The organism is Parafrankia sp. EAN1pec, from assembly GCF_000018005.1.
GTDB classification, from domain to species: Bacteria; Actinomycetota; Actinomycetes; order Frankiales; family Frankiaceae; genus Parafrankia; species Parafrankia soli.
Genome location: NC_009921.1, coordinates 3,239,633 through 3,265,313 on the forward strand (window position 1 = coordinate 3,239,633; position 25,681 = coordinate 3,265,313).

Genomic DNA, 25,681 nt, shown 5'->3' on the forward strand with positions numbered 1-25,681 from the left:
TTTGCCACCACCCCCACGACTTTTTCCAAGATTTTTCCCGCTGTGCAGGGTCTAGTACTACAGCCCCAGTGGTCGCCGTGTGGTCTCTCGTCGCGGATACGGCGTGGCGTGTGGCGTGGGGCGGCCACCGCGTGATTCTCCGTAGTCTGTGAGAACAAAAGAAGAAGCCGCGGTGGCCGCGGCACGTAGCGTATCCGGGATGAACGTGGCGGTGTGGGAGGCGGGGCTGGAGGAGCTGTTCGGCCGGGTGGCGGACTGTTTCCGGTCTGATCAGCCGCGTGCGCAGGCACGGGCCTATGTGGCAGGGTTGTTGTCTCGGACGGAACGGAAGAACGGGTGGACGCTTGCGGAGTTCACCCGTGAGGCCGGGCCGCAGAAGATGCAGCGGTTGTTGAACGAGTATGCCTGGGACGCCCACGCGATGCGTGACGTCGTCCAGTCGTATGTGGTGGAGAACCTGACCGAGCCGGATGGGGTCCTGGTTGTGGACGAGACCGGGTTTATCAAGAAGGGAAAGTCCTCGGCCGGGGTGCAGCGGCAGTATAGCGGTACCGCGGGCCGGATTGAGAACTGTCAGATCGGGGTGTTCGCCGCCTATGTTTCCGGGAAGGGACGGGCTTTCGTCGACCGGGAGCTGTACCTTCCCGCGAGTTGGACCGACGACCGGGCGCGGTGCAAGGCGGCGGGTGTGCCGGCCAGGGTGGGGTTCGCGACCAAGCCGCTGCTGGCACTGGACATGATCCGCCGGTTCTGGGTGACCCACCGGCAGTTGGGCTGGGTCGCCGGCGATGAGGTGTACGGCGGCGACCCCGAACTACGCGACTGGCTGGAAGAACACCGGGTCGGCTATGTTCTGGCTGTCAAGAAGGACACCGAGGTGACCACGACCGTCGGTCGCCGCCGTGTGGACACCCTCGCCGCGAAGGTCCCCGCGCGTGCCTGGGAGACATATTCCTGCGCCGATGGCTCGAAAGGACCCCGGTTGTATGACTGGGCGCTGGTGGACACGACCGACCTCGCCGGCCCGGCGAATCGGCCTCAGCAGGTCCTGATCCGCCGCGCACGCACCGGCAAAAGGGAGCTTGCGTTCTTTCTCACCCACAGTCCGCGGCCGGTTCCGCTCGCTACCCTCGTCACCGTCGCAGGCCGGCGCTGGGGAATCGAGGAATGTTTCCAGTCAGCCAAGAACGAGGTCGGTCTCGACCATTACCAGGTTCGGCTCTACCGCGCCTGGTACCGGCACATCACCCTGGCGATGCTCGCCCACGCCTGGCTCGCTGTCACCGCGCTGAGAAACCGCGAACAAAACCCACCGGCCGTCCCACCAGCGACGACCGCGGTGGGATACCAGCGCCTTCCCGGCGGCCTCCCGATCGCCGAGCAGCCGGAACCGGATAGAGCCATGATGGCCCCACTCACCCTCAACGAGATCCGTCACGTCATTGCCCTTTTTGGACAGGCCGCCATCCCATCGGCCGTGATCACCTGGTGGTCGGACTGGCGTCGCAGCCACCAGGCACGCGCCCGCCATTACCACTTCCAGACCCGGATCCGCGCCGCTCAAGTAACCGCCACACCGGCGGCAGCTACATAGAGATCACTGGGGCTGTAGTACTAGTCCGACGGGACTATTGATCGCTGTCATCCCGCTGGCAGCACCCCGGCGAGTGGCCTGGAAACTTTTTTCAAGATTTTTTCGCCAGCGCCAGCGAGCACAGATTCATGATCGCTGGGCACGTGCCAGCGATCATCGGCAGGGCGCCGGTGGAGTCACAGCACCGCAGGTAAGAGGCCCACTGTCAGGTCCGGGCGAGCTGCTGGCACGCGGCGGAGCGGGGGGCATGGGGAATGCCTTGCACCGTCCCGCTGTGATTGTTCTGGCTGACAGCGATCTTTTCTGTGCATTCGCTGGGAGATCGCGCTGTCTTTTTGCTGTCTTTGATGTGGCGTCCTTGTGGCTGTCCGAATTCCGCGACGCCCGAAGGACGGCGAACAATGCCCGACGAAACGTCTTCCTCTCCTGCGCGACCCGCCGGTGCGAACGCGCCGGCGTTGCCTCTGGCAACCTTGCGGGACTGCTTCGCGCTCCTGGTCACCGACCCCGACCCGCTCGCCTTGGACGGCACACGGGTGCCCGGTCTGCCGGACCGGCTGGTGCCGTTGGACGAGCTGCGCGACCGGCTGTTGGCCCGTTCCTGCCCGCAGGCCACCAGCGACGCCGCCTGGAAGGCGGTGACCCGCCGCGCCCGCGCCCGTGGCGGCGCGTGGACGATCGGTGCCGCCGGGATGGCGCTACCCGCTCTGCGGGCGGTGGCTTCCCGACTCGGCGAGCACAACGACGTTGACCCGGCCGACGTGCAAGCCGAGGTCCTGACCGGCTTCCTGTCCGCGCTGACCACGATCCGTCTGGATCTGCCGCGGATCGCGGTGCGGCTGCGCTGGGCCGCCTACCGCGCCGGCCTGGCCCTCCTCACCCAGTCGCTGGAGACCCCCCATCCCGACCCGGGCCTGTTCCACACCCGCACCGTCGCCCAGACCCAGGCGGACGGTCCGCACGAGGTCTTGGCCGGCGCGGTCGCGGACGGGGTCCTGACCGAGACCGAGGCCGCCCTTGTCGCCGCGACCCGACTCGACGACGTTCCAATCGCCGCCTGGGCCGCCCGCCACGCCACCCCGGCCCGCACCGCCTACCGGCTGCGCGACCGGGCCGAGCAGCGCCTGGTCGACTACCTCACCAGCCACCGCGGGCATGCGCACGCGGGCGAACCTCGCACCCCACTCCCCGACCCACCGGCCAGCGGCGCGAGGTCCACCATGGCGCCCGACCCGGTAGGGGTGCCCTCGGTGGTCGCGGGGGTGCTGGCATGAGCCCGACCCCACCAGAGCACATCCGCGTCCCGCGTCCGGCCCGGCGGGTCGGATGGCGTCGGGCGGTCTTGCTCGTCGCCGTCGTGGCGGTGTTCGTCCTGGCCGGCAGCGCGGCGGCCCTCGCTCAGGTGCCTGACCCCGGGGTGCCGGTGGCGAAGGACCTCAATGCGGTCCTTAACAACATCCGCAACTGGATCATGGGGATTCTTGCGCTGCTGGCGACGGTGTTCCTCTCGATCGGCGGCGTGCGCTACCTGATCGCGAACGGCGAGCCAGGCGAGGTCGGCAAGGCCAAGGACGCATTCCGGAACGCCGGCTGGGGTTACGGGCTGGCCGCGCTCGCGCCGGTCGTCGTCGGGATCCTCAAGCAGATCGTCGGGGGCTAGGCCGTGACCGCTGCCGCCTCCTGCCGCCGCGTCCTGCCGTCCGGCACGGCGGGTTCGTCGCCTGGTCAGACGCGCCGCCGGCTGGGTTTGTCTCGGCGCCGCGACCGCGGGCGTTGCCGGGGGCTGCTGCTGGCCGGGACGGCGGCGTTCACGCTGCTGCTGGTTGTCGTGCTTCCCTCGGTAGCCTCCGCGGCCCCCGCGCCACCGGTTCCTGCGCCTGCGCCGTCCACCGACACGCCCGCCCCTACCGGTCCCACCCCGAACCCGCAGCCTGGGCCGTCCCCGGTTCCGCCGGGCCAGGAAGCGCCGGCCACGCCGGCTCCCTCCGGCGGGGATGCCACGCCCGCGCCCGACACTCCGGACACCCCGCCCGACGATGGCGGCAACGACGGTCCCGCCGAGCCGTGCCCGGCCGACAACCCGGACTGCGCCACCACCCCGGAGATCCCGCCGCCACCGAGGCCGCAGACAACACCCCCGGCGCCGGACACCGGCGGCGATGGCGGCGGGATCGTCGGGTGGATCACCGACGCGATCAACGACGCCATCACCGCGTTCTTCCGAACTCTGGTGACCGCCGCGCTCAACCCGCTACTGGAACTCCTCGGCCGCACGCTGCTGACCACCCCAGAACCGTCCGAGCTTCCCGCGATCGGGGAATTGTGGTCGACGTCGTGGGCGATCAGCGTCGCCGCCTACGGCACGCTGATCATGTTCGGTGGGATCACGGTCATGGCGCTGGGCACGGTCCAGTCCCGTATCTCGATCAAAGAGGTCGCCCCTCGTATCCCGATCGGTTTCCTCGCCGCCGGGCTGTCGCAGTTCCTGGCGACGAAGGCCATCCAGATCGCGAACGTGCTACCCGGCGCGATCCTGAGCGAGGGGTTGAACCCGGACACCGCCGCCGGGCAGCTGAAGACCATCATCCTGGTGGCGATCGTGCCGACGCCCGGCGGCTTCGGCAAGAGCATCTTCGTCATCTTCCTTGGCCTGTTCCTCGCCGGATCGGTCGTGGCGCTGCTGTGTACCTATATCGCCCGGGTCGTCATCGAGGTGGCGCTCATCGGCGCGGCACCCCTGGCGTTGGCTGGGCACGGCCATCCGCTGACCGAGAAGGTGGCGTTCTGGTGGTGGCGGGCGTTCTTCGGTTGCCTGGGTATCCAGATCGCCCAGTCGTTCGTCCTGATCGCCTCGTTCAAGGTGTTCTTCACTCCGGGCGGGTTCACCATCTTCGGCCCGACGCCGGACGGGGTCGTGAACCTGCTGGCCGCGATCACCCTGATCTACTTCCTGTTCAAGATTCCGTTCTGGTTGATGCCGCGGATCGGCCACGGTGGTGGCGGCATTCTTGGCCGGGTCGTGCGCGCCTACGTCATAGGCCGGGCGCTGGGATTCCTCGGTGGCCGCTTCGGACGCGGCGGCGCCGGACGCGCGGGCTCACGGGCCGGCCGAGGCCGCGGCGGACGCGGCCGGGGTCGGGGTGGACGCGGAAGGGGCCGGCCGGGCGGAGGCCCGGGAAGCGGACCGTCCGACCCGTACCACCATGTCGAGGCCGATGCCGACGGGCAGCTACTCCTCCCGCTGACCAGGGTGCCCCGGGTCCGCCGGCCGGGACCGGCCCGGGGCGCGCCCCGCCCGCCCCGGCCAACGGGCCTGGCGGGCCGGTCCCGGCTGCGGCACCGCCAGCTGACCATCCCGTTCGGCCAAGCCGTCGCCCCGGGCGGGCGGTACCTGCCCCGCGACGGCGGTGCGTGGGTGGACCGTGACGGCCAGCTACTGCTGCCGTTCGAGGTCGACCAGCCCCGCTCTCCGACCGCGGCCCCTGCGCCTGCCCGGCGTCCGGCCTCGGCGCGGGCTGGTGCGGGCCGGTCAGGTCCCGGCCGGCCGGCACCGTCTCGGCCAGCACCGCCGAAGGCCCGGCAGCCGGAGCTCCCGTTCGACCCCTACCGGGGCATCCGCCCGGACCGCACCGGCCAGTACGCCCTCCCCTTGGAGGGCTTGCAGCGCACCCCACGCCCCACCCGGCCGGCCCCGCCTGTGCCGCGGGCGGCATCCCGTCCGACCTCGCCGGCGCGGCCGGTCCCGCCGCGCTACTGGCAGCAGCTGTTGCCGAACATGCCCCGCCGCCCCCGCCCACCCCGCAACGGAAAGTGATCAGCCCCGATGACACATCCGGTAAGGATTCCCGCTGATGTTGATCGTGAGGACAGGATCGTGGCGAATTTGACCGCCCGCCAGGTCCTGATCCTCACGCTCACCGGCACCGTGCTCTACCTGGGCTGGGCCGCGACCCGCGCCCTGCTGCCGCTGCCGCTGCCGGTGTTCGCCGTGCTGGCGGTGCCGGTCGCCGTGGGCGCCGGTGTCCTCGTCCTCGGCCAGCATGACGGGCTGTCCCTGGACCGGCTGCTGGTCGCCGCGATCCGCCAGCGCACCAGCCCGCGGCATCGGATCAACGCCCCCGAAGGGGTGATCGCGCCGCCGTCGTGGCTGGCCGCCCGCGCCACCAGCGGCCCCGATGAACGGAGACCGGCCGCCAGCGGTCAGAGCGCGGTGCCGCTACGGCTGCCGGCCCGCACCGTCACCGGCCAGGCCGGGGTCGGGGTGATCGACCTCGGCGGGGACGGCCTGGCGGTGGTCGCGGTCGCGAGCACGGTGAACTTCGCGTTGCGCACGCCGGGGGAGCAGGACGGGCTGGTCGCCGTGTTCGCCCGCTACCTGCACTCCCTCACCGCGCCGGTGCAGATCCTGGTGCGGGCGATGCCCGCGGACCTGTCCGGTCAGATCCACCTGCTCGACGACGCCGCCGAGCAGCTGCCCCACCCGGCGCTCGCGCACGCCGCCCGCGAACACGCCACCTACCTGGGCCAGCTCGCTGTCGAGATGCAGCTGCTGACCCGTCAGGTGCTGCTGGTGCTGCGTGAACCACTCGTCACCGCCGGCCCGGTCGATGGGCTCGGGGGCGCGTCCCCGCTGGCCGCGTGGACGGGCCGGCGGGCGGCGGTCCGCGACGCCCGCCGTGCCGGAGCCGCTGCCCGTCGTGCCGCGCACACCCGGCTCACCCGCCGCCTCGCCGAGGCCACCGACCTGCTCGCCCCCGCCGGGATCGTCATCACCCCCCTGGACGCCGGCACGGCGACCAGCGTGCTGGCCGCCGCCTGCAACCCCGCCGGCCTGGTACCACCGGCCGCGCTCGCCGCGCCCGACGAGGTCATCACCGCCGACTTTCCCGAGCCCACCGACAGCTACCCGGCCTATCCGCCGGACACCGACGACGGCGGCTTTCCGGACGACGCCGGGTTCGACGACCCGGGCGCGGCTGTCGGCCCCGGCTACGACGACCGGTTCGACGACGCGGACGGGGACGGCCTGTCCGACGCCGACGACCCGGACTTCTGGGACCCACCCGTCCGCCGCCCGCCGGCCGGGCGATCCGAGGGCGGCTCCCGACGGCCAGCACGACACACGCGACGCAGGGGGCAGGCCCGATGAGCAGACGATCCCGACGCCGCACCTCGGCGCAGGCCCCCGGCCCGTCGGCAGGGCCGCTGGACGCCGCAGCGGCGGCCTTTGTCCCGGACGCGCTGTCGATCGCGCCCCGCCACCTGGACGTGGGCGGGGACTTCCTTGCCACGATGGCGATCACCGGCTATCCGCGTGAGGTCCACGCGGGCTGGCTCGCCCCGCTGGTGACCTACCCGGGCCGGGTGGATGTCGCGGTGCATGTCGAGCCGATCGACCCGGTCACCGCGGCGAACCGGCTCCGCCGGCAGCTGGCGAAGCTGGAGTCCGGCCGCCAGCTCGGCGATGAGAAGGGCCGGCTGGTCGACCCACAGGTCGAGGCGGCGACCGAGGACGCCTACGACCTGTCCGCCCGCGTCGCCCGCGGCGAAGGGAAACTCTTCAGGCTTGGTCTCTACCTGACCGTCCACGCGTCCAGCGAGAACGAGTTGGCTGACGAGGTCGCGGCGGTGCGGGCGCTCGCAGCCAGCCTGTTGCTGGATGCCAAGCCGGTCAGCTACCGGTCGCTGCAAGGCTGGGTGAGCACCCTGCCGCTGGGGTTGGACCAGGTGCGGATGCGCCGCACCTTTGACACCACCGCCCTCAGCGCGGCGTTCCCGTTCACCTCACCTGATCTGCCGCCGCCCGACCCGACCTCGCTGGCCCCGACCGGGGTGCTCTATGGGCTCAACGTCGCCAGCAACGGGCTGGTGCACTGGGACCGGTTCGGGGATGTCGACAACCACAACGCGGTCATCCTCGGCCGCTCAGGTGCCGGCAAGTCCTATCTGGTCAAGCTCGAACTCCTGCGCTCGCTGTACCGGGGCATCGAGGTCCACGTCGTCGACCCGGAAGACGAATACGCCCGGCTCGCCGCCGCGGTCGGCGGGACCTACCTGCATCTCGGTGGCGACGGGGTACGGATCAACCCGTTCGACCTGCCTATTCAGACCACTCCCGACGGCCGGCGGACCGCGCCGCGCGACGCGCTGGTGCGGCGCAGCCTGTTCCTGCACACCGTGATCTCCGTGCTGGTCGGAGAAATGACGGCGGCCGAACGGGCAGCCCTCGACGCGGCGATCACCGCCACCTACCAGGCGGCCGGAATCAGCTCCGACCCGCGCAGCTGGAACCGGCCAGCACCCCTGCTGACCGACCTGGCCGACCTGGCCGCAACCCTGGCCAGCTCCACCGGCCCGGCGGCGGCGCTCGCCGCCGGGCTGTACCCCTTCACCCAGGGGGCGTTCTCCGGCCTGTTCGACGGCCCCACCAGCGCGCCCGGCGACGGCCGCCTGGTCGTCTACTCGCTGCGCGACCTGCCCGACGAGCTCAAAGCCATCGGCACCCTGCTCGTCCTGGACGCGATCTGGCGGCGGGTGTCCAACCCCGCCGACCGCCGGCCCCGCCTGGTCATTGTCGACGAGGCGTGGCTGCTCATGCGCCAGCCCGCCGGTGCGGACTTCCTGTTCCGGATGGCGAAGTCCTCCCGGAAGTACTGGGCCGGGCTCACCGTCGCCACCCAAGACACGGCTGACGTGCTGGCCACCGATCTCGGCCGGGCGATCGTCACGAACGCCGCCACCCAGATCTTGCTACGGCAGGCACCGCAGGCGATCGATGAGATCACCGCCGTATTTGACCTGTCCCAGGGCGAACGGCAGTTCCTTTTGGCCGCCGACCGCGGACAGGGACTCCTCGCGGCCGGGGCACAGCGAGTCGCCTTCCAGTCCCTCGCCTCCGGGGTCGAACACGCCCTGATCACGACAAACCCGGCCGAACTCGCGGCAGACACCGATGGGGCCGACGACGGCTTCTTCGATCTCGCCATATCAGACGACCCGATCGATCCCGACGGTCAGATCTACCTCGACCCCGCCTGACCGCCACCGCTGGAGACGCATGGAGATCGTGACCATGGACCTGCTCGCCGCGGCGGCCACCACGCCGTCGTCGCCACTCACGACCTACCTGACCGACCCCGCCGGCTTCCTCCACCAGCTGCTCGGCCACCTACGTGCCTGGGCCGTGGTCTGGGGACCCGTCGCCGGCCCGCTGGTCGCTCTCACCGCCGCCGGCCTGCTCACCCTGCGCCGGCGGCTACGCCGCCGCTACCAGCAACGACTCACCGCCGGCGCCCGCCTCGTGACCGTCCTGGCCCCGCCCACCGTCGACCCGGCGGGCGCGGGCGCGCTGTGGGCGAACCTGCTCGGCCTGCTGCGCCCGTCCTGGCGACGGCTGGTCGGCCAGCCGCACCTCGTGTGGGAGTACCTGTTCGACGCCGACGGGGTCCGCATCCAAATCTGGGTCCCCGGTGTGGTGCCCGAGGGCTTCGTGGAGAGGGCCGTCGAGGCGGCCTGGCCCGGTGCCCACACCCGCACCACCCCTGCCCGAGCGCCGCTGCCCGTCCTGGCCCGGCCCGGCCGGCGGCTGCTGGCCGCAGGCGGGGAACTCCGCCTGGGCCGGCCGGAAGCGCTCCCGATCCGTACGGATCATGACGTTGACCCGGTCCGTGCACTGCTCGCCGCGCCCGGCGGGCTGGCGCGCACCCAGCGGGCGGTCGTGCAGATCCTGGCCCGGCCGGTCACCGGCCGCCGCGTCGCCAAAGCCCGCCGGTCAGCCCGCCGCGTGCGTGCTGGCGGCTCGGCCACCCTGCTCGGCGGGCTGCTCGACCTGCTCACCCCCCACACGGGCCGAACCCGGCGCACTCGGCGGACCCCCGCACCGACGAAGGTCGATCATCAGACCTCGCTCGCGCTGTCGGCGGAGGACCGCGCGATCGTCACGAAGGGTCGCGGCGCCCAGTTCGAGGTCCGTGTCCGCTACACCGTCGTCGCCGTTCTCGACGACACCGCTGACGAGGACACCGCCGCGCGGGTCGGCGGGCAGCTGCGCGGCCGGGCACACGCGATCGCCTCGGCGTTCGCGGCCTACGGCGAGCACAACTACTTCCAACGCGCCCGGGTGCGCCGCCCGCTGCCCGTCCTCGCCGCGCGCCACCTCGGCCGCGGGGACCTGCTGTCCGTCGCCGAGGTCGGCGTGCTCGCCCACCTGCCGGTCGACGAGGCGACTCCCGGCCTGCAACGCGCCGGCGCGAAAGCCGTCGCCCCGCCACCCGGCGTCGCTGGCGCCGCGCCGAATGTCCGTCCACTCGGCCGTTCCGACGGTGGACATGCCCGCCCGGTCGGTCTGCGGGTTCCCGACGCCCGCCACCACCTACACATCCTCGGCGCCACCGGCTCCGGCAAGTCCGAACTGCTCGCCCGCATGACCTTGGACGACGTCGCCGCGCGCCGGGGCGTGGTCAACGTCGACCCGAAGGGCGACCAGGTCATCGACATCCTTGCCCGCTACCCCCTCGACGCCGTCGACCGCCTCGTCCTGTTCGACGCCGAATCGTCGGGCCGGCCGCCGTGCCTCAACCCGCTTGACCAGCCCGACCGGACACGCGCCGTCGACAACCTGGTCTCCATCTTCTCCCGGGTCTACCACGAGTCCTGGGGCCCACGGACCGACGACATCTTCCGCGCCGGACTGCTCACCCTCGCCGCCCAACCCGAGGTCCCTGTCCTGACCCAGCTACCCCGGCTCCTGACCGACGGCGCCTACCGGCAGCGCCTCGTCGGCGAGATCAAAAAAGGCGACGGCAACGACATCCTGGCCGGCTTCTGGCAGTGGTACGAAGCACTCTCCGAACCCGCGCAGGCGCATGCCGTCGCCCCGCTGATGAACAAACTCCGCGGGTTCCTACTACGGCCGTTCGTGCGCGCCGCGATCGCCGCCGGCCCCTCGACGGTGGACATGGACACCGTGCTCAACGACGGCGGGGTCTGCCTGGTCCGCATCGCCCAAGACGCCCTCGGGGTCGAGACCGCCGCGCTCATGGGCTCCATCGTCGTGTCCGCCGTCTGGCAGGCCACCACCCGGCGCGCCCGCATGCCCCAGGGAAAGCGACCCGACGCCAGCCTGTACTTGGACGAAGCACACAACTTCCTCACGCTTCCGTACGCGCTGGAAGACATGCTCGCCGCCGCCCGCGGCTACCGACTCGGGATCACTCTCGCGCACCAGAACCTCGCCCAGCTGCCCCGGCACCTGGAAGAAAGCATCGCCGCGAACGCCCGCAGCAAGATCTACTTCACGATGTCGCCCGCGGACGCGAAACGGCTCGTCCGCCACGTCGAGCCTCGCCTGTCTGAGCACGACCTGGCCAACCTCGGCCGCTTCCATGCCGCCACCCGCCTCGTCGTCGTCGGCGAAGAGGCACCGGCGTTCACGCTGCGCACCGAGAAGCTCCCCGCCCCGGTACCGGGCCGCGCCGCGCAGATCCGCCGCGAGCTGCGCCGCCGCGCGCCCACCCCCACACCGACGCCGCCGGACCCGGCGGCCCCGCAGCCGCAGGCCGACCCCCGCCGATCCGCCCGCTGACCACCACGGAGATCTCATGGTCGCCTACCCACATCCCCAACGTGCCCTGCGCATCCCGCCCCGCGCCCCCGGCCGGGTCGTCGCCGACGCCGCGCTGGTCACCTACCTCGCCCGCCACCTCTCCCCCCGCGACAGGTGGATCACCCGGCTCGCCCACGAGCACCGGGTACTGACCACCCACCAGATCGTCGAGGTCGGCTGGTCCACCCAGCGGGCTGCGAACCGCCGGCTCCTGGAGCTCTACCGGTGGCGGGTCCTCGACCGCTTCCAACCCCTGGTCCCCGTCGGGCAGGGACAGCCTCCGGCCCACTACGTCTGTGACATCGCCGGCGCCAGCGTGCTCGCCGCCGAGGACAGCATCGAGTTGAAGGAGACCGGTTATCGCCATACCCGCGCGATGGCCATCGCGCACTCCCTGCGGCTGGCGCACACCGTCGCGGTCAACGGCTTCTTCACCGCCCTGATCGCCCACGCCCGCCGCCCCACGCCACCCGGCACCCTCACGGCCTGGTGGTCGGAGACCCGCTGCCAGCAGGCTTTCGGGGACCTCGTCCGCCCCGACGCCTACGGCCGCTGGACCTCCGCACGAGGCGAGATCGAATGGTTCCTCGAACTCGACTGGGCGACCGAACAGCTCAACCGGCTCGCCCTGAAGATCGGGGACTACGGGCGGCTCGCCGCGGCGACGAGGATCAGTACTCCGGTGCTGTTCTGGTTCCCCACCGCAGGGCGCGAGACCAACGCCCGCCGCGCACTGGCCGCGGCGCTGACCGGGCTCGGCCAGCCCGACATGGTCCCGGTCGCCACCACCGCCGCCACCCTCGCACCCGCCGGCGCCCAGCTCGATCCCACGCTTCCCCGCTGGCTGCCCCTGACTACGACCCGCGGCGGCCGACTCCCCCTCGAACAGCTCACCTCCGCCTGGCCCCGGCTACGACCCCCCGACCCGCTCGACGGCCGATCGGGTGATACCCCAGCAGGGCCGGGCCTGCGTCCACCCACGCCGATGCCTCCCAGCGATACCGGGGGGTGAGCGGCCACGACCAAGTACCTCGCCGGCGCCGTCGCCGCGGTGATCCTTCTCATTGTGATGATGGGGGCCGCCGCCGCGGGGGTGGCCGAACGGGTCCTGTGCCTGCCGGTCCTCGGCTGGTTCCTCGGCTGCTCCAGCGGCGGCAGTCCCAGTCAGACCGCGTTCGACGACATCCCGCCCGATTACCTGAACCTCTACATGCAGGCCGCACCGACCTGCCCCGGTTTGTCCTGGACGACCCTCGCCGCCATCGGCAAAGTCGAATCCGATCATGGTCGGAGTCGGCTGCCGGGTGTGGTCAGCGGCACCAACAGCGCTGGGGCCGGCGGTCCGATGCAGTTCCTCGCCCCGACGTTCGCCGAGGTCGTCGCCCACCACCCGCTCCCGGCGGGCGGCGCGAACCCGCCGTCGCTCTACAACGCCCAGGACGCTGTCTACGCCGCCGCGTTCTACCTGTGCGACAACCATGTCGCCACCGACCTGACCGGCGCCTTATGGGCGTACAACCATGACGATTCCTACATCGCGCAGGTCGTCACCCAGGCCACTCAGTACTCTCAACCGAACTCGAACGCTTCAGTAGCGTGCCCTACATTTCAGTCAACGGTTCAGTCCGGAACCGACCAGTTCAGTAGCCGCGCCGCGTTCATTGCAGTGATCTTCGCCTGCGAGCAGATCGGTAAACCTTATGTATGGGGTGGCAACGGCGATCCGGGGTTCGATTGCTCGGGGCTGACGCACGCGGCGTACGCCGCGGCGGGCATCCAGATGCCCCGTACCGCACAGGCCCAGTATGACGCTGCCCCGAGGCTGCGGACCGGGCCGCCGCTCCAATCTGGGGATCTCGTGTTTTTCGGAACGGGTCCAAACACCGTCACGCATGTCGGCATCTACCTGGCAATGCATGCCGGTCAAACGATGATGGTCGACGCTCCCCACGAGGGCGCCGCCGTCCGCGTCGAATCCTTCCCTTTCACTGTTGGCGCACGATGGGGATCAGATGTCTATCTCGGTGCCGCAACACCGCGGGGCCTCTAAACTTGGCCCGTCTCACCGCGCCGCCAGGGTTGCCGGCATGCGGAATCGAAACCGAACAATCAACGACCATAGAATAGTCATCACGTATCAGCCGCCGTCAAGATGGCCGTCGTGGAGTTCAGCCGCCGAGGAGTATCGTCCGCTGACGGGTGAAGAACTCGGCGACCGAGGTCGCCGTCCGGCCCGTGAGCGCTTCGAACTGTCGGGTGGTTGTGTCGAACCAGCCTGTTCGCTTGGCGATGCCGATGGCGCCCCATCCCCGGGCGAAAGGTTCAGCCAGGCCGATCGCCACCAGCGCCGCGATGATCTCGTCGTCGGCGACCGGCTGATGTCGCACCGGTCGGCCGGTGGCCTCGGCGAGGGCGGCGGCGACCTCTGCGTCGGTCACCCCGGCGGGACCGGTCACCTCCAGAAACCGCCCCTGGTCCTCACAATCCGTGCCTTGGGCCAAGACGGCGGCGCACACGGCCGCGCTGTCGTCTCGGGTGATGTAGCCGACTCTTCGGTCCTCGGCGTTGCTGGGCAGCCTTCCGCTGGCGACGGCCCGGGCCGCCACTCCCACCTCGTTCATGGTCTCCGGCCAGAGGTTGAACCGTAGCGCGGTGAAGGGGACTCCGGCGGCGACCAGATGACGCTCGGTGGCACGGTACTCGTCGATGTGGGGGCTTGGGTTGTCCGGTTCGTCGGCACGGCTGAAGGACGTGAACACGATGTGCCCGACTCCGGCCTCAGCCGCGGCGTCGATGGCTCGCCGGTGCCTGGGGAACCGGTCGGCTCCGGTGACGCTGACGATCAGGACCCGTTCAGCCCCGTCGAAGGCCTCGACGAGCGAGTCCTGGTCGTCGAAATCGCCGAACCGCGCGGCAACTCCGAGGTCGATCAGCGTGCCGGGTGTGCGAGACACGGCCATGACCCGCGACGCCTCGACGCGCCCGACCAGCTCGCGGATGGTTTGGCGGCCGAGATGCCCGGATGCTCCGGTTACGATGATCATGGAGTCTCCTCGTCGGGGTAGGCGCGGTGGTCGCGGTGCGTGGACATGGTGGCTGTACGGTAAGGAGCCATCCACCGCTCGTGAAGAAGGCACATTTATGTCCCCTCCCGCTGGCACTGTCACGGTCGAGGACCGCGACGAATGCCCGGCACTCGCCGTCCTGCGTCGAGTCGGTGACAAGTGGAGCGTCGTCGTCCTTTCCCTGTTGGTACGACGTAGTCACGGCTTCAACGAGCTCGATCGTTCCATCGAGGGACTCAGCCGGCGCATCCTCACCCGCACGTTGCGTTCACTCGAACGCGACGGTCTGATCGACCGGACCGTTTACGGAACCAAGTCGCCTCGCGTCGATTACGCGATCACCGACCTTGGTCGGACGCTGTGTTCGCACGTCAGTGCGCTGGGCGCATGGGCGGCCGCCCACAAATCGGACCTCGATGCCGCCCAGGCCAGCTTCGATGCCAATACAGCTGCCTAGAATAGTGAAGTGTGGACCGTCACCACCAATCAACCTCCGTCAATCAACGCGACATCTAAACGTTTGCGGTCAGTTAGCGACGGAGCTGATCATCCTTCATTTCGTGAATCGATGATTTCTTGCCGACGTTGTCGCGGGCAAGCACGCGGCATAGGCCCGTCGGTGTCGCGACCTCACGACTCTACTGAATGATCCAACTTTGCAGTGGGTCCGCAAGATGGCGCCCTGAAGATTTCAGCGTCCAAGTCACCGCGCTGGCTGGCTGAAGTGTTAGGTGTCGGCCGACAAGTACCGCTCGATCGGCGGCGGCTTCGGGTCCGACACCGCCCCGTCCGACGCCGGCTACGCCGCCGTCATCTACGCCCAAGGCCAGCTCGGCATCCCCTACCTGTGGGGTGGGGACGGCCCGGCCGAAGGCGGCTTCGACTGCTCCGGGCTCACCAGGGCCGCCTACCTCGCCGCCGGGATCGACCTGCCCCGCACCGCGCAGACCCAGTACGAGGCCGGCCCCGTGGTCCCACCTGGAGAACCGCTCCAGATCGGAGACCTCGTCTACTACGGCACCGCCACCAACATCCACCACGTCGCGATCTACATCGGCAACGGGCAGATGATCACCGCGCCGGGAGACAACAAGGTCGTCAGGATCGCCTTGTACAGGTGGAAGGAGATGACTATTTCGGAGCGACAAGGCCGGGAAAACGAGCTTTATTCGAACCAGATGCAACATCCGACGAGCGGCGATAAGCGACCAAGCCGGGCTTTCGGGGCGTCCAACTTCGAGCGTATCGTGACACGTCGCCCTCCGACGATCAACCGCGGACGCCGATGTTCGATGCAACGATGACGCATCGGATGCAACAGGAAGCTGCGGTAGCGCAACGTGCCGATCTGCCCGGCGCTGCGCACCTTGTGCTTGACGCAACGGTTGCACATTTCGATCCTGAGGTGGCAATGTTCGGCAGCCTCGCCGACGATGGCGGGCTTGTCTCCACGCTGGCGGGCAGAGATCACGGCGCCGCTCGTGCTTTCGGGGCGGTTCTGGACCGCTGAGCGGCGAGGTGCTCGATGCCCCGGCGGTGACTGTCGAGGCGAAGCCGAGCGCCCGGCCGACGCCACCGAACCTGGTTTACCCTCACCGCCAGATCTTTCACGGTCGCACCGTCTCGGACATCGGCTCCGCGCGGCAAAGGATGCAGTGGCTGCGCCGGCCAAGTCGTGGTGACTTCTCCACTCTGGGTAAGACGTGTCACTGCGACCGGCAGTGAACCCGGTGCCGTCGACTGGCCGAAGCCTGACCGGGGTCGAGTGCAGCCGGCGCGGTGGGGTGGTCGGACTCAACGGTGGCGAGTGCTGTGGCAGCGGTTGTCGTTGCTCGGGTATCTGTCGCCTTCCGCGGGGTTGGCCTCGACGTGCAGGGCGTCATTGGTCGGTTTTGGGGTGCATCCGTGGTTGAGGTGGCTTGTGGCAGTCTGTGTGCATGGTCACGGGGTACGGCCAACCGACTACGGACCGGACCGGTCACACGACCGATTTTTTCGTGTCGTACGCGGCGGCGGATCAGGAGTGGGCGGAGTGGATCGGCTGGCAGCTGGAGGCCGCCGGCTACCGGATCAGACTGCGGGCCTGGGATTTCACCAGCGGTTCGAACATCGTGACCGAGACGCAGCGGGTGCTCGCAACCTCGGCGAAGATGATCGCGGTGATGTCGTCGGCGTATCTGGTCTCGGCGATGGAGAGCGCGCAGTGGCAGGCTGTCTGGGTTGACGACCCGACCGGAGCGAAGCGCCGACTGGTGGTCGTGCAGGTGCAGGACTGTCCGCAGCCAGGGCTGCTGCGTCCGCTGGTCGGGGTGCCCCTGTTCGGCTTGGACGAGGACACCGCCCGCGAGCGGCTGCTCGGCGCGGCTGCGGCTTCCCGGCAGAAGCCGACCGGTCCGCCGCCGTTTCCCGCCAGCGCAGCGCCTGATTTCCCCGACCCGTATGTCACCGGCGGCGGTGAGCCGCGGCTGTCGCCGTTTCCGGGACTGGCGGCGTTCGACACGAATCGCGCTGCGGTGTTCCGGGGTCGGGAAGCGGCGACCCGTCATCTGGTGGACCGAACGCTCGCCCAGGCTGAGACAGGCGGCCTGATCGTGGTGGTCGGCCCGTCGGGGTGTGGTAAGTCGTCGCTGGTTGCTGCCGGCTTGGCCCCGCGCATGGCGGGCGAGGCGGACTGGTTGGTGACGGCGCCGATGACCCCTGGCGACCAGCCGATACGGGCGTTGGCGGTGGTGCTGGCGGACGCTGGTCGACGCACCGGTCTGGACTGGGACGCCGAGACGCTGACGCGCAGGCTGGCCGACCCCGCCGACGTCGGCGGGGTCGCCGCCGAGCTCCTCACCGCTGCCCGGCCGGCACGCTGGCTACTCCTGCTCATCGACCAGGTCGAGGAGCTACTCGTGCGTGCCAGCCCCGCTGACCGGGACCGGTTTCTGATCCTGCTGGCCGCTGCGGACCGTGCCCGGGTGCGAGTGGTGGCGACGCTGCGCTCGGAGTACCTCGACGCCCTCCTCGACGCGACCGCCCCGATCGGGTTGTCCGTTCCTGCCGAGACGCTCCAGCCGCTGTCGCGGGACCTGCTTCCGCTGGTGATCGCCGAACCGGCACGGATGTCCGGGCTGCACATCGAGGATGAACTCGTCGCCCATATGGTCGCCGACACCGGCGATGGCCTCGCCCTGCCTCTGCTCGCCTACACCCTCCAACGCCTGCACCTTGCTGCCCAGGCTGTGGCGACCCACGTGCTTTCCGCGGCGCTGTACGAGCAGATCGGCGGAGTTCAGCAAGCGCTCGTCGAGCACGCCGAGGCCGCGTTGGCCGCCGCGGCCGAGGCCACTGGCCGCACTCGACAGCAGGTCTTGGCCGGGCTGCTGGGGCTCGTCACCGTCGACACCAGCGGGCGGCCTACGCGCAGGCGCGTCCCGCTCGGTCAGCTGTCCGACGCCACGCGGGCCGCACTGGTCCCGTTCGTCACCGGCCGGCTGCTCGTTCTCGATGCCACCCCTGACGGGCCGGTCACTGTCGAGGTCGCCCACGAGCGGCTCCTCGCCGCCTGGCCGCCGCTCGCTCAGGCCATCGCCGACGACGCCGAACGCCTACGCCAGCGCGGCCAGGTCGAGACCGCCGCCCGAGACTGGCAGCAGGCTGGCCGGCGACCGGCGCTGCTGTGGAGCTACAGCAGAGCAACATCCGTCCTCGACGTCCTCATCCACGACGACCTCACCCTGGCCGGCCGGCAGTTCCTGACCATCAGCCGGCGTCAAGCCCGCCGCCGCTTCTTCACCGGGTTCACGCTCTTGACCGTCCTGGCTATGACGGCCACGGGCCTCGGGATCGCCGCCTACCTACAGAGGCAGACCGCTGACGACCGTCGACGCACCGCCGTCGCCGAGCGGCTTCTCACCCTCGCCGACAACAGGCGCGACACCGATCCCACTACCGCCATGCGCCTCGCCGTCGCCGCCCACGCCATCGTGCCCACCCACGAGCAGGCCGCCCGCCGCAACCTCCTCCAGACCCTCATCGGCACCCCCTACCTGCGTACCACCCACACGAGCGACACCGGCCCCATCGCAGCGTTGGCGGTCGGGCCAGGCGGGTTGCTGGCCTCCGGCAGCGCCGACGGGACGATGCGGCTGTGGGACACCAGCGACCCAGACTCGATTCGCCTCCTCGGTGCGCCGCCGCTCACCGACACAGCCGGCACGCTCTCGCTAGCGTCCGGTCCGGGCGGGTTGCTGGCCATTGGCGCCGGCGACGCGGTGCGGCTGTGGGATGCGAGAACTCCGACCGCGCGCCGCCTCCTCGGCATCCCGCTCACTGATTCCGACGGGAGCGTGGCGCTCGGTCCAGAGGGGTTGCTGGCTACCGGCGGCAGCGACGGGGCGGTGCGGCTATGGGATATCCACAACCCGAACTCGGCCCGCCTCCTCGATACCCTCAGCCCTGCCGCCAGCGACGCCGCGCTCGAAGAGGGCGGCGGGCGCCTCGACGTGGAACTGGCGTTCGGTCCGAGCGGACTGCTGGCCGCCAGCTTCGGCAGCGGGCAGGTGAGGCTTTGGGACATCAGTGACTCGTCCTCGCCCCGCTCCCTCGGTACGGCAGAACTGGTCGGCCCGGTCTACGCGGTGGCCTTCGGTCCAGACGGTCTGCTGGCTACCGGCGGCGGCGAGGGGACCGTGAGGCTCTGGGACACCAGCGACCCGTCCTCGCCCCGCCTTCTCAACACACTGCTCACGGGCGCGGTCAGCCTGGTCTCCGCGGTGGCGTTCGGTCCAGACGGACTGCTGGCCAGTGGCGACAGCGACGGAGCCCTGCGGCTGTGGGATACCAAGCATCCGACCTCGCCTCGCCTTCTCGACACCACGCTCACCGGCACGGCCCGCGCAGTCACGATGACCTACGGACCGGATGGCCTGCTGGCCACCGGCAGCGGTGATGGAATGGTCCAGCTGTGGAACACCAGCCGACATGGCCCGCCCCGCCTGCTTGGTACCCTCCCCTCCGGCCTCACCGGCCGGTTCGCTGTCGACGCGGTGGCCTTCGGTCCAGACGGTCTGCTGGCCACCAGCAGCTATGACACGGGGGTCCGGCTGTGGGACATCAGCGACCCGACCTCGCCCCGCCTCCTCAGCGCCCCGCGTACCGGCAGCGCCGACTCAATAGGCGAGGACAACGAGGTTGCCTTCGGCCCAGGCGGTTTGTTGGCCAGCGTCTCCAGGTACGACGGGACGGTACGGCTGTGGGATACGAAAACTCCGGCCTCACCCCGCCTCCTCAGTACCTCGCGCGCCTCCACGGAGCCGGGCTACTTGTTCGGCGGCAGTTCTGACCTCGTAGCGTTCGGCCCAGACGGTTTGCTTGCCAGCGGCGGCGGTAGTGACGGGGCGGTGCGGTTGTGGGACATTAGCGACCCGACCTCGCCCCGCCTGCTCGGCATCCCGCTCACCAGCCCCGTCACCCCGGTCGACCTGCGATCCGGACCATCCAACCCGGTCGGGGCAGTGGCGTTCGGCCCGGGCGGGCTGCTGGCCATCGGCGCATCTGATGGGGCAGTGTGGCTGTGGGACACGAAGAACCCGACGTCGGCCCACCTCGTTGGCGCCACGCTCTCATACTCCGCCTCGTACCCCATGGACGGTTTCCCGATCCGCACTGTATTGATCAGCCTAAACGGATTGTTGGCTATCGGCGGTGGTGATGGAGTGGTGCGGTTGTGGGACATTGGCGACCCGACTTCGCCCCGCCAGCTCGGCACACCGCTCACCGACCCGAACGGTGAGGCCATCTCGGCCAACGCAGCGGCCTTCGGTCCAGATGGGTTGTTGGCCACCGGCGGCGACGACGGGGCAGTGCGGCTGTGGGACACCACTGTGATCGAGCACATCCAAAGCGAGGCAGTGCAGGTAGCCTGCCAACGTGCAGGCCGCGGTCTGGATCGACAAGAATGGGCCCGCTACCTGCCCGGCGAGCGATATCGGGAAACGTGCCCCACCGGCGCCCGGTAGCGCGATCTCGGAGGTTGCCCGCCGCTCGCGGTTGAGGCGCCGTGCACCATGCGAGCGGGCACGGTTGACTATCAGTGATCAGCGAAACCCGTTCTCGTATTTCGCCGATCCCGAGTCAGGCCATAATGATCACCGTGGGAGGTCCTGCGGGCTCCGGCTAGACCGCCGTGCCCGTTGGCCCGCCGTGACGCGCCCCCACCCGCCGGACCGACTGATTCACCCTCGACCACTAGAATCCTGACCGAGGCCGAGCTGCCCCATGTCCCCTATCGAGGACCCGCAAGTGGGGCGCCCCTTTTATTCCGGACAGCGGCCCCTACTAGAATGGGGTCCCATCCGGGAGGGAAGATAGTTGACGCAGAGGCGCAGGAAGTTCTCGCCTGAGTTCAAGGACGAGGCCGTGAAGATGGTGATCGAGACATCCCGTCCGATCTCCCAGGTCGCGGTTGAACTCGGCATACTGGAGGGAACCCTGGGAACTTGGGTCGCCGCCTACCGGCGAGCCCACGCCGACGAGGAACCACCGCCCACCGTCGACGAACGCGCCCGGCTACGTGAACTCGAGCGGCAGAACCGCGAGCTGCGCATGGAAAACGAGTTCCTGAAAAAAGCCGCAGCGTACTTCGCCAAGGATCATCGGTGAGCGACACGTTCGAGTTCATCGATGCGGAGTACGCCGCCCGCACCACCACGAACACCAGTGCACCAGCGCCGTCGGTCATCCAGATGTGCGCCTGGCTTAGTGTCTCCCGTTCGGGTTTCTACGAGTGGCGTGACCGCCCCGCCTCCGCGACCGCGACCCGCCGCGGCGCACTCGCCACACTCGTCGTTCGGTCGTTCACCGCCTCCGACGGCACCTACGGCTACCGCCGTGTGCACGCTGACCTGCTCGCCTGGGGCCGCCCCTGCAGCCCCGAGCTCGTCCGCGCCCTCATGCGCGAGCAGGGCCTGGTGCCCTGCCAGCCCCGCCCCTGGCGACACACCCTGACCGAGCCCGGCCAGACCCCGGCCGCGATCCCCGACCTGCTGCAGCGCGACTTCACCGCCGACACTCCCGGAACCAAAATGGTCGGCGACATCACCTACATTCCCACCTGGGAAGGCTGGCTGTATCTCGCGACCGTCATCGACTGCCACACGAAAGCCGTCATCGGCTGGGCAATGGACGACAACTACAAGACCGGGCTCATCGAAACAGCCATCACCATGGCCGCCCGTAACCACCAGCTCACCGACGGGGCGATTTTTCATTCGGACCGCGGAAGCAACACCGAACTCAACCGGTCCTCGCAACACCGGGTTGGTGGAGTGAGAGTAGCTGGTTGTTCATCGCTTCGGTGGAGGTCTTCCAGTCGAGGGTCTTGCGGGGCCGGTCGTTGAGGGTCGCGGCGATGGTGGCGAGTTCGTGCCGGGTCCAGCGAGACAGGTCGGTGCCCTTGGGGAAGTACTGGCGTAGCAGGCCGTTGGTGTTCTCGTTCGTGCCGCGCTGCCAGGGGCTGTGCGGGTCGGCGAAGTAGACCCCGAGACCCGTGCTGGCGGTCAGCGCGGCGTGTCCGGCCATCTCCTTACCGCGGTCCCAGGTCAGGGTCCGCCGTAGCTGCTCGGGCAGCACGGCGAACGCTCGTGTGATCGCGTCCCGGACAGCGTCGGCGCCGCGGCCCGCCAACGCCGGACCGTTCTTCACCCGTGGTTCATCGCCGTAGCCGTCCATGCGGGGCAGGTGCAGCAGGACCGTGGACCGGGTGGTGCGTTCGACCAGCGTGCCGATCGCGGACCGGTTCAACCCGATGATCAGATCTCCTTCCAGTGCCCCGCGACCGCACGGTCCGCGGCCTCAACAGGCCGGACGCCGATCCGCACCTCGGGGGTGACCATGCCGTCGCGGCGCCGCCCGGCCCGCGCGCGGGGCACCCGCAGCGCGCGGCCCGTGCGCAGGCACGCGACCAGCTCACGGCGCAACGCCCCCCGCCCTTCGATATACAGGGCCTGGTAGATCGCCTCATGCGAGATCCGCATCGCCGGGTCGTCGGGAAAATCGACCCGCAGCCGCCGCGAGATCTGCACCGGGCTCCACGCGCTGGCCCAGCGGCGGTCCTGGCGGTGTGGCTTGTTCCTGCCGGTGAACGGCGCCGTCCACGGGCCGGGCACCACCGTGCCGTCGCCGCGCAGGACCGGCCCGGCGAGCCGGTCCTGCACATAGGCCCGCAGCCGCTCGTTGCCTGCGAGCTTGGCAGTCTTGGGGCGGGCGGCCCGGCGGTCGCGATGCCACTGCGCGAGCGTGGCCCGGTAGACCAGCGTCCCGCCGCGGGTACCGGCGTTACGCCGCAGCTCCCGCGACACCGTCGACGCAGGCCGGCCCAAACCCCGCGCGATCCGGCGGATGCTGTCCCCGCGGGCACGACCCAGGGCGATCTCCTCCCGCTCCGCGAACGACAGGTATCGACCGGAAGGGGCGGGGAAGTCCGAAGGGGGCATCCCGCCACAGTTGCGGAACCAGCGGCTCCCGACCGTCGGTGACACGCCGGCCGCGACACCGGCATCCTCGCTGCTCAGCCCACGCGCGATCGCCGCCCAGAACCGCTGCTGATGCTCCCACCGCGCCACCGGCGGCCGCCCCGGCGACCGCATCCCCGCCCGCCCCGTGACCGTCTCGGTCCAATCCGCCGGCCGTCCCATTCCCACACCTCCGGATCGAGGTGTTGCGACGACCAGTTGAATCCGCCGTTGCTTCCGCGGTCCGAATGAAAAATCGCCCCGTCGGTGAGCTGGTGGTTACGGGCGGCCATGGTGATGGCTGTTTCGATGAGCCCGGTCTTGTAGTTGTCGTCCATTGCCCAGCCGATGACGGCTTTCGTGTGGCAGTCGATGACGGTCGCGAGATACAGCCAGCCTTCCCAGGTGGGAATGTAGGTGATGTCGCCGACCATTTTGGTTCCGGGAGTGTCGGCGGTGAAGTCGCGCTGCAGCAGGTCGGGGATCGCGGCCGGGGTCTGGCCGGGCTCGGTCAGGGTGTGTCGCCAGGGGCGGGGCTGGCAGGGCACCAGGCCCTGCTCGCGCATGAGGGCGCGGACGAGCTCGGGGCTGCAGGGGCGGCCCCAGGCGAGCAGGTCAGCGTGCACACGGCGGTAGCCGTAGGTGCCGTCGGAGGCGGTGAACGACCGAACGACGAGTGTGGCGAGTGCGCCGCGGCGGGTCGCGGTCGCGGAGGCGGGGCGGTCACGCCACTCGTAGAAACCCGAACGGGAGACACTAAGCCAGGCGCACATCTGGATGACCGACGGCGCTGGTGCACTGGTGTTCGTGGTGGTGCGGGCGGCGTACTCCGCATCGATGAACTCGAACGTGTCGCTCACCGATGATCCTTGGCGAAGTACGCTGCGGCTTTTTTCAGGAACTCGTTTTCCATGCGCAGCTCGCGGTTCTGCCGCTCGAGTTCACGTAGCCGGGCGCGTTCGTCGACGGTGGGCGGTGGTTCCTCGTCGGCGTGGGCTCGCCGGTAGGCGGCGACCCAAGTTCCCAGGGTTCCCTCCAGTATGCCGAGTTCAACCGCGACCTGGGAGATCGGACGGGATGTCTCGATCACCATCTTCACGGCCTCGTCCTTGAACTCAGGCGAGAACTTCCTGCGCCTCTGCGTCAACTATCTTCCCTCCCGGATGGGACCCCATTCTAGTGTGCTGAGTCGCTGATTCGCTGGCAGTATGCGGCGAGGGTTTCAAGGATCTCGTCGGCGGTCTTGGCCCAGACGAACGGCTTCGGGTCCTTGTTCCAAGCGTTGATCCATTTACGGATGTCAGCTTCGAGTTCGACGACCGAACGGTGCGTGGATCGGCGCAGCTTGCGGTTGGTCAGCTCGGCGAACCAGCGTTCGACCAGGTTCATCCACGACGCCGACGTCGGAGTGAAGTGCAGGTGGAAGCGGGGGTGGCGCAGCAGCCAGTTCTTCACCGCAGGGGTCTTGTGGGTGGCGTAGTTGTCCAGGACCAGGTGCAGGTCGTAGCCCTTCGGGACGGATCCGTCGATCAGCTTGAGGAAACGCAGGAACTCCTGGTGGCGGTGCCGCCGGTAGGTCTGCGCGATCACCGAGCCCGACGTCGGGTCGAGCGCGGCGAACAGGCTGGTCGTGCCATGGCGGACGTAGTCATGGGTCATCCGCTCGGGCGTGCCCGGCATCATCGGCAACACCGGCGCGGTCCGGTCCAGGGCCTGGACCTGCGATTTCTCGTCGACGCAGAGCACGATCGCCTTCTCCGGCGGGTCCAGGTAGACCCCGACCACGTCACGGACCTTGTCCACGAACAGCGGGTCCGTGGACAGCTTCCAGGTCTCGACCAGGTGCGGTTTCAACCCGAACGCCCGCCACATCCGCGACACCGTCGACTGCGACAACCCACTGGCCCTCGCCATCGACCGTGACGACCAGTGCGTGTCACCGTTCGGCGGCTTCTCCTCCAACGTCCTCGCGATCACCGCCTCGACCTGCGCGTCGGTGACCTTCCGCGGCGCCCCCGGACGTTCCTCGTCCGACAGGCCTTCCAGCCGGTCGACCGTGAACCGGTTCCGCCACTTCGCCACCGTTCCCCGGGTGATCCCCAGCCCGGCGGCGACCCCTGAGTTCGTCCCGCCGTCCGCGCAGGCCAGCACGATCCGCGACCTCAACGCCAGCGCCTGCGCGGTCTTGCGTCGCCGGGCCCACCCCTCCAACACCGCACGCTCAGCAGCCGACAACTCGATGGGTTCCGCACTCGGGCCGAGGTCCTCGATCGCGTGCTCGATGCGCCTGTCGTGGACGCCTTCAACGAAACCGAAGATCCGCTGGTCCGGGTCCGCCAGGCACACGATCACCGAACCGCGGCTCAGTTCCCGCACGGCCTGCCACTGGTCGTCGCTGGTGTCCTGGAACTCGTCCACGATGACCAGCGGGTAGACGTCGCTGTAAAGGGCTCGGATCGGCGGATGGGCCAGCAGTGCCGCAGCAGCACCAGCGAGCCGGTCGAACACGTAACGTCCGTTGTCTCGGGCGAGCCGGTGGGTCTCGGCTGTCCAGTCGCCGTCGAAATCCGCGCGCAAATGACGCTCGCGGTCGGGTGCTATGAAGGTGGACGGCTTGCCGGTCAGCAGGGGCCCGTGGGCGCGGACGAGGTCGAGGAAGAAGGAGTGGAAGGTACGGACTTCCAGCCGGTCCCGAACGGCGCGCGGGAGCAGGCCGCGCATGCGGTCGCCGACCTGCCGCACCGCGGCCCGGGAGAAACTCAGGAACAGAACGCGCTGCTCGGGCTCCAGCCTTTCTACGACGGAGGCCGCCTTGAGCAGCGCGATGGTGGTCTTGCCGCAGCCTGGGCCGCCCTGGATGAGCAGATGGCCGTCCGCCGCGAGGATCTGACGCCGTGTCTCGTCGATGTTCACGGTGACG

At 69.7% G+C, this 25,681-nt stretch carries 18 protein-coding genes and 3 pseudogenes; 15 read left to right on the plus strand and 6 right to left on the minus strand.

Annotated elements, in window-relative coordinates:
* Window positions 1-205 precede the first annotated feature (205 nt).
* From FRANEAN1_RS13355 to FRANEAN1_RS13395, 9 genes are all read left to right on the plus strand, one after another.
* A complete protein-coding gene (locus tag FRANEAN1_RS13355) occupies window positions 206-1,594 on the plus strand; it encodes an IS701-like element ISFsp9 family transposase (protein ID WP_020460324.1) in 1,389 nt (462 codons plus the stop codon).
* Window positions 1,595-2,052: 458 nt separating this feature from the next.
* Window positions 2,053-2,868: a hypothetical protein gene (locus FRANEAN1_RS13360; RefSeq protein WP_347177122.1), complete on the plus strand. Its 816-nt coding sequence runs from the start codon at window positions 2,053-2,055 to the stop codon at window positions 2,866-2,868.
* Window positions 2,869-2,936: 68 nt separating this feature from the next.
* Window positions 2,937-3,254 carry a pilin gene (locus FRANEAN1_RS13365; protein WP_347177123.1) on the plus strand — a complete coding sequence of 106 codons (318 nt, stop codon included), beginning with the start codon at window positions 2,937-2,939 and terminating at the stop codon, window positions 3,252-3,254.
* Between the two features lie 3 nt (window positions 3,255-3,257).
* Entirely contained in the window at window positions 3,258-5,408 is a 2,151-nt protein-coding gene (locus FRANEAN1_RS13370) for a hypothetical protein (RefSeq protein WP_020460327.1), read from the plus strand.
* A gap of 9 nt (window positions 5,409-5,417) precedes the next feature.
* On the plus strand, window positions 5,418-6,743 hold the full coding sequence (locus FRANEAN1_RS13375) for a PrgI family protein (protein ID WP_020460328.1): 1,326 nt from the start codon (window positions 5,418-5,420) through the stop codon (window positions 6,741-6,743).
* Window positions 6,740-8,632, plus strand: a complete 1,893-nt coding sequence (locus FRANEAN1_RS13380; protein WP_020460329.1) for a DUF87 domain-containing protein — start codon at window positions 6,740-6,742, stop codon at window positions 8,630-8,632. Before FRANEAN1_RS13375 ends, FRANEAN1_RS13380 begins: the two co-directional genes overlap by 4 nt.
* Before the next feature lie 34 nt (window positions 8,633-8,666).
* Window positions 8,667-11,177: a TraM recognition domain-containing protein gene (locus FRANEAN1_RS13385; RefSeq protein WP_041255829.1), complete on the plus strand. Its 2,511-nt coding sequence runs from the start codon at window positions 8,667-8,669 to the stop codon at window positions 11,175-11,177.
* A gap of 16 nt (window positions 11,178-11,193) precedes the next feature.
* Entirely contained in the window at window positions 11,194-12,210 is a 1,017-nt protein-coding gene (locus tag FRANEAN1_RS13390) for a replication-relaxation family protein (RefSeq protein WP_020460331.1), read from the plus strand.
* 39 nt (window positions 12,211-12,249) lie between these two features.
* Window positions 12,250-13,248 carry a C40 family peptidase gene (locus tag FRANEAN1_RS13395; protein ID WP_198145499.1) on the plus strand — a complete coding sequence of 333 codons (999 nt, stop codon included), beginning with the start codon at window positions 12,250-12,252 and terminating at the stop codon, window positions 13,246-13,248.
* A gap of 118 nt (window positions 13,249-13,366) precedes the next feature.
* Here FRANEAN1_RS13395 and FRANEAN1_RS13400 read toward each other — a convergent pair whose 3' ends face one another.
* Window positions 13,367-14,242, minus strand: a complete 876-nt coding sequence (locus FRANEAN1_RS13400; RefSeq protein ID WP_020460333.1) for an NAD(P)H-binding protein — start codon at window positions 14,240-14,242, stop codon at window positions 13,367-13,369.
* Between the two features lie 97 nt (window positions 14,243-14,339).
* Here FRANEAN1_RS13400 and FRANEAN1_RS13405 point away from each other — a divergent pair, with 97 nt between their 5' ends.
* The 6 genes and pseudogenes from FRANEAN1_RS13405 (at window position 14,340) to FRANEAN1_RS13425 (ending at window position 21,648) form a co-directional block, all read left to right on the plus strand.
* Window positions 14,340-14,720, plus strand: coding sequence for a helix-turn-helix domain-containing protein (locus tag FRANEAN1_RS13405; RefSeq protein WP_020460334.1), 381 nt, complete (start codon window positions 14,340-14,342; stop codon window positions 14,718-14,720).
* A 346-nt stretch (window positions 14,721-15,066) separates the two neighbouring features.
* Window positions 15,067-15,467 (plus strand): annotated as a pseudogene (locus FRANEAN1_RS13410) (C40 family peptidase); the annotation flags it as partial.
* A gap of 81 nt (window positions 15,468-15,548) precedes the next feature.
* Entirely contained in the window at window positions 15,549-15,773 is a 225-nt protein-coding gene (locus tag FRANEAN1_RS40955; protein WP_157472623.1) for a hypothetical protein, read from the plus strand.
* 487 nt (window positions 15,774-16,260) lie between these two features.
* On the plus strand, window positions 16,261-20,268 hold the full coding sequence (locus FRANEAN1_RS13415) for a TIR domain-containing protein (RefSeq protein ID WP_347177124.1): 4,008 nt from the start codon (window positions 16,261-16,263) through the stop codon (window positions 20,266-20,268).
* A gap of 352 nt (window positions 20,269-20,620) precedes the next feature.
* Window positions 20,621-20,911, plus strand: a complete 291-nt coding sequence (locus FRANEAN1_RS13420) for an IS3 family transposase (protein ID WP_020459004.1) — start codon at window positions 20,621-20,623, stop codon at window positions 20,909-20,911.
* Window positions 20,908-21,648, plus strand: coding sequence for an IS3 family transposase (locus FRANEAN1_RS13425; protein ID WP_020460337.1), 741 nt, complete (start codon window positions 20,908-20,910; stop codon window positions 21,646-21,648). Before FRANEAN1_RS13420 ends, FRANEAN1_RS13425 begins: the two co-directional genes overlap by 4 nt.
* Here the strand turns inward: FRANEAN1_RS13425 and FRANEAN1_RS13430 are convergent.
* From FRANEAN1_RS13430 to FRANEAN1_RS43320, 5 genes and pseudogenes are all read right to left on the minus strand, one after another.
* Window positions 21,545-22,896, minus strand: a pseudogene (locus tag FRANEAN1_RS13430) (IS30 family transposase). The gene FRANEAN1_RS13425 and the pseudogene FRANEAN1_RS13430 overlap by 104 nt on opposite strands.
* On the minus strand, window positions 22,818-23,621 hold the full coding sequence (locus tag FRANEAN1_RS43310; RefSeq protein WP_063748341.1) for an IS3 family transposase: 804 nt from the start codon (window positions 23,619-23,621) through the stop codon (window positions 22,818-22,820). Before FRANEAN1_RS43310 ends, FRANEAN1_RS13430 begins: the two are co-directional and overlap by 79 nt.
* Window positions 23,618-23,908, minus strand: a complete 291-nt coding sequence (locus FRANEAN1_RS13440; protein ID WP_020459004.1) for an IS3 family transposase — start codon at window positions 23,906-23,908, stop codon at window positions 23,618-23,620. Before FRANEAN1_RS13440 ends, FRANEAN1_RS43310 begins: the two co-directional genes overlap by 4 nt.
* A 29-nt stretch (window positions 23,909-23,937) precedes the next feature.
* Window positions 23,938-25,032 carry an IS630 family transposase gene (locus FRANEAN1_RS43315; RefSeq protein WP_041255832.1) on the minus strand — a complete coding sequence of 365 codons (1,095 nt, stop codon included), beginning with the start codon at window positions 25,030-25,032 and terminating at the stop codon, window positions 23,938-23,940.
* A 42-nt stretch (window positions 25,033-25,074) separates the two neighbouring features.
* Window positions 25,075-25,674, minus strand: a pseudogene (locus tag FRANEAN1_RS43320) (UvrD-helicase domain-containing protein); the annotation flags it as partial.
* Between the last annotated feature and the right edge of the window lie 7 nt (window positions 25,675-25,681).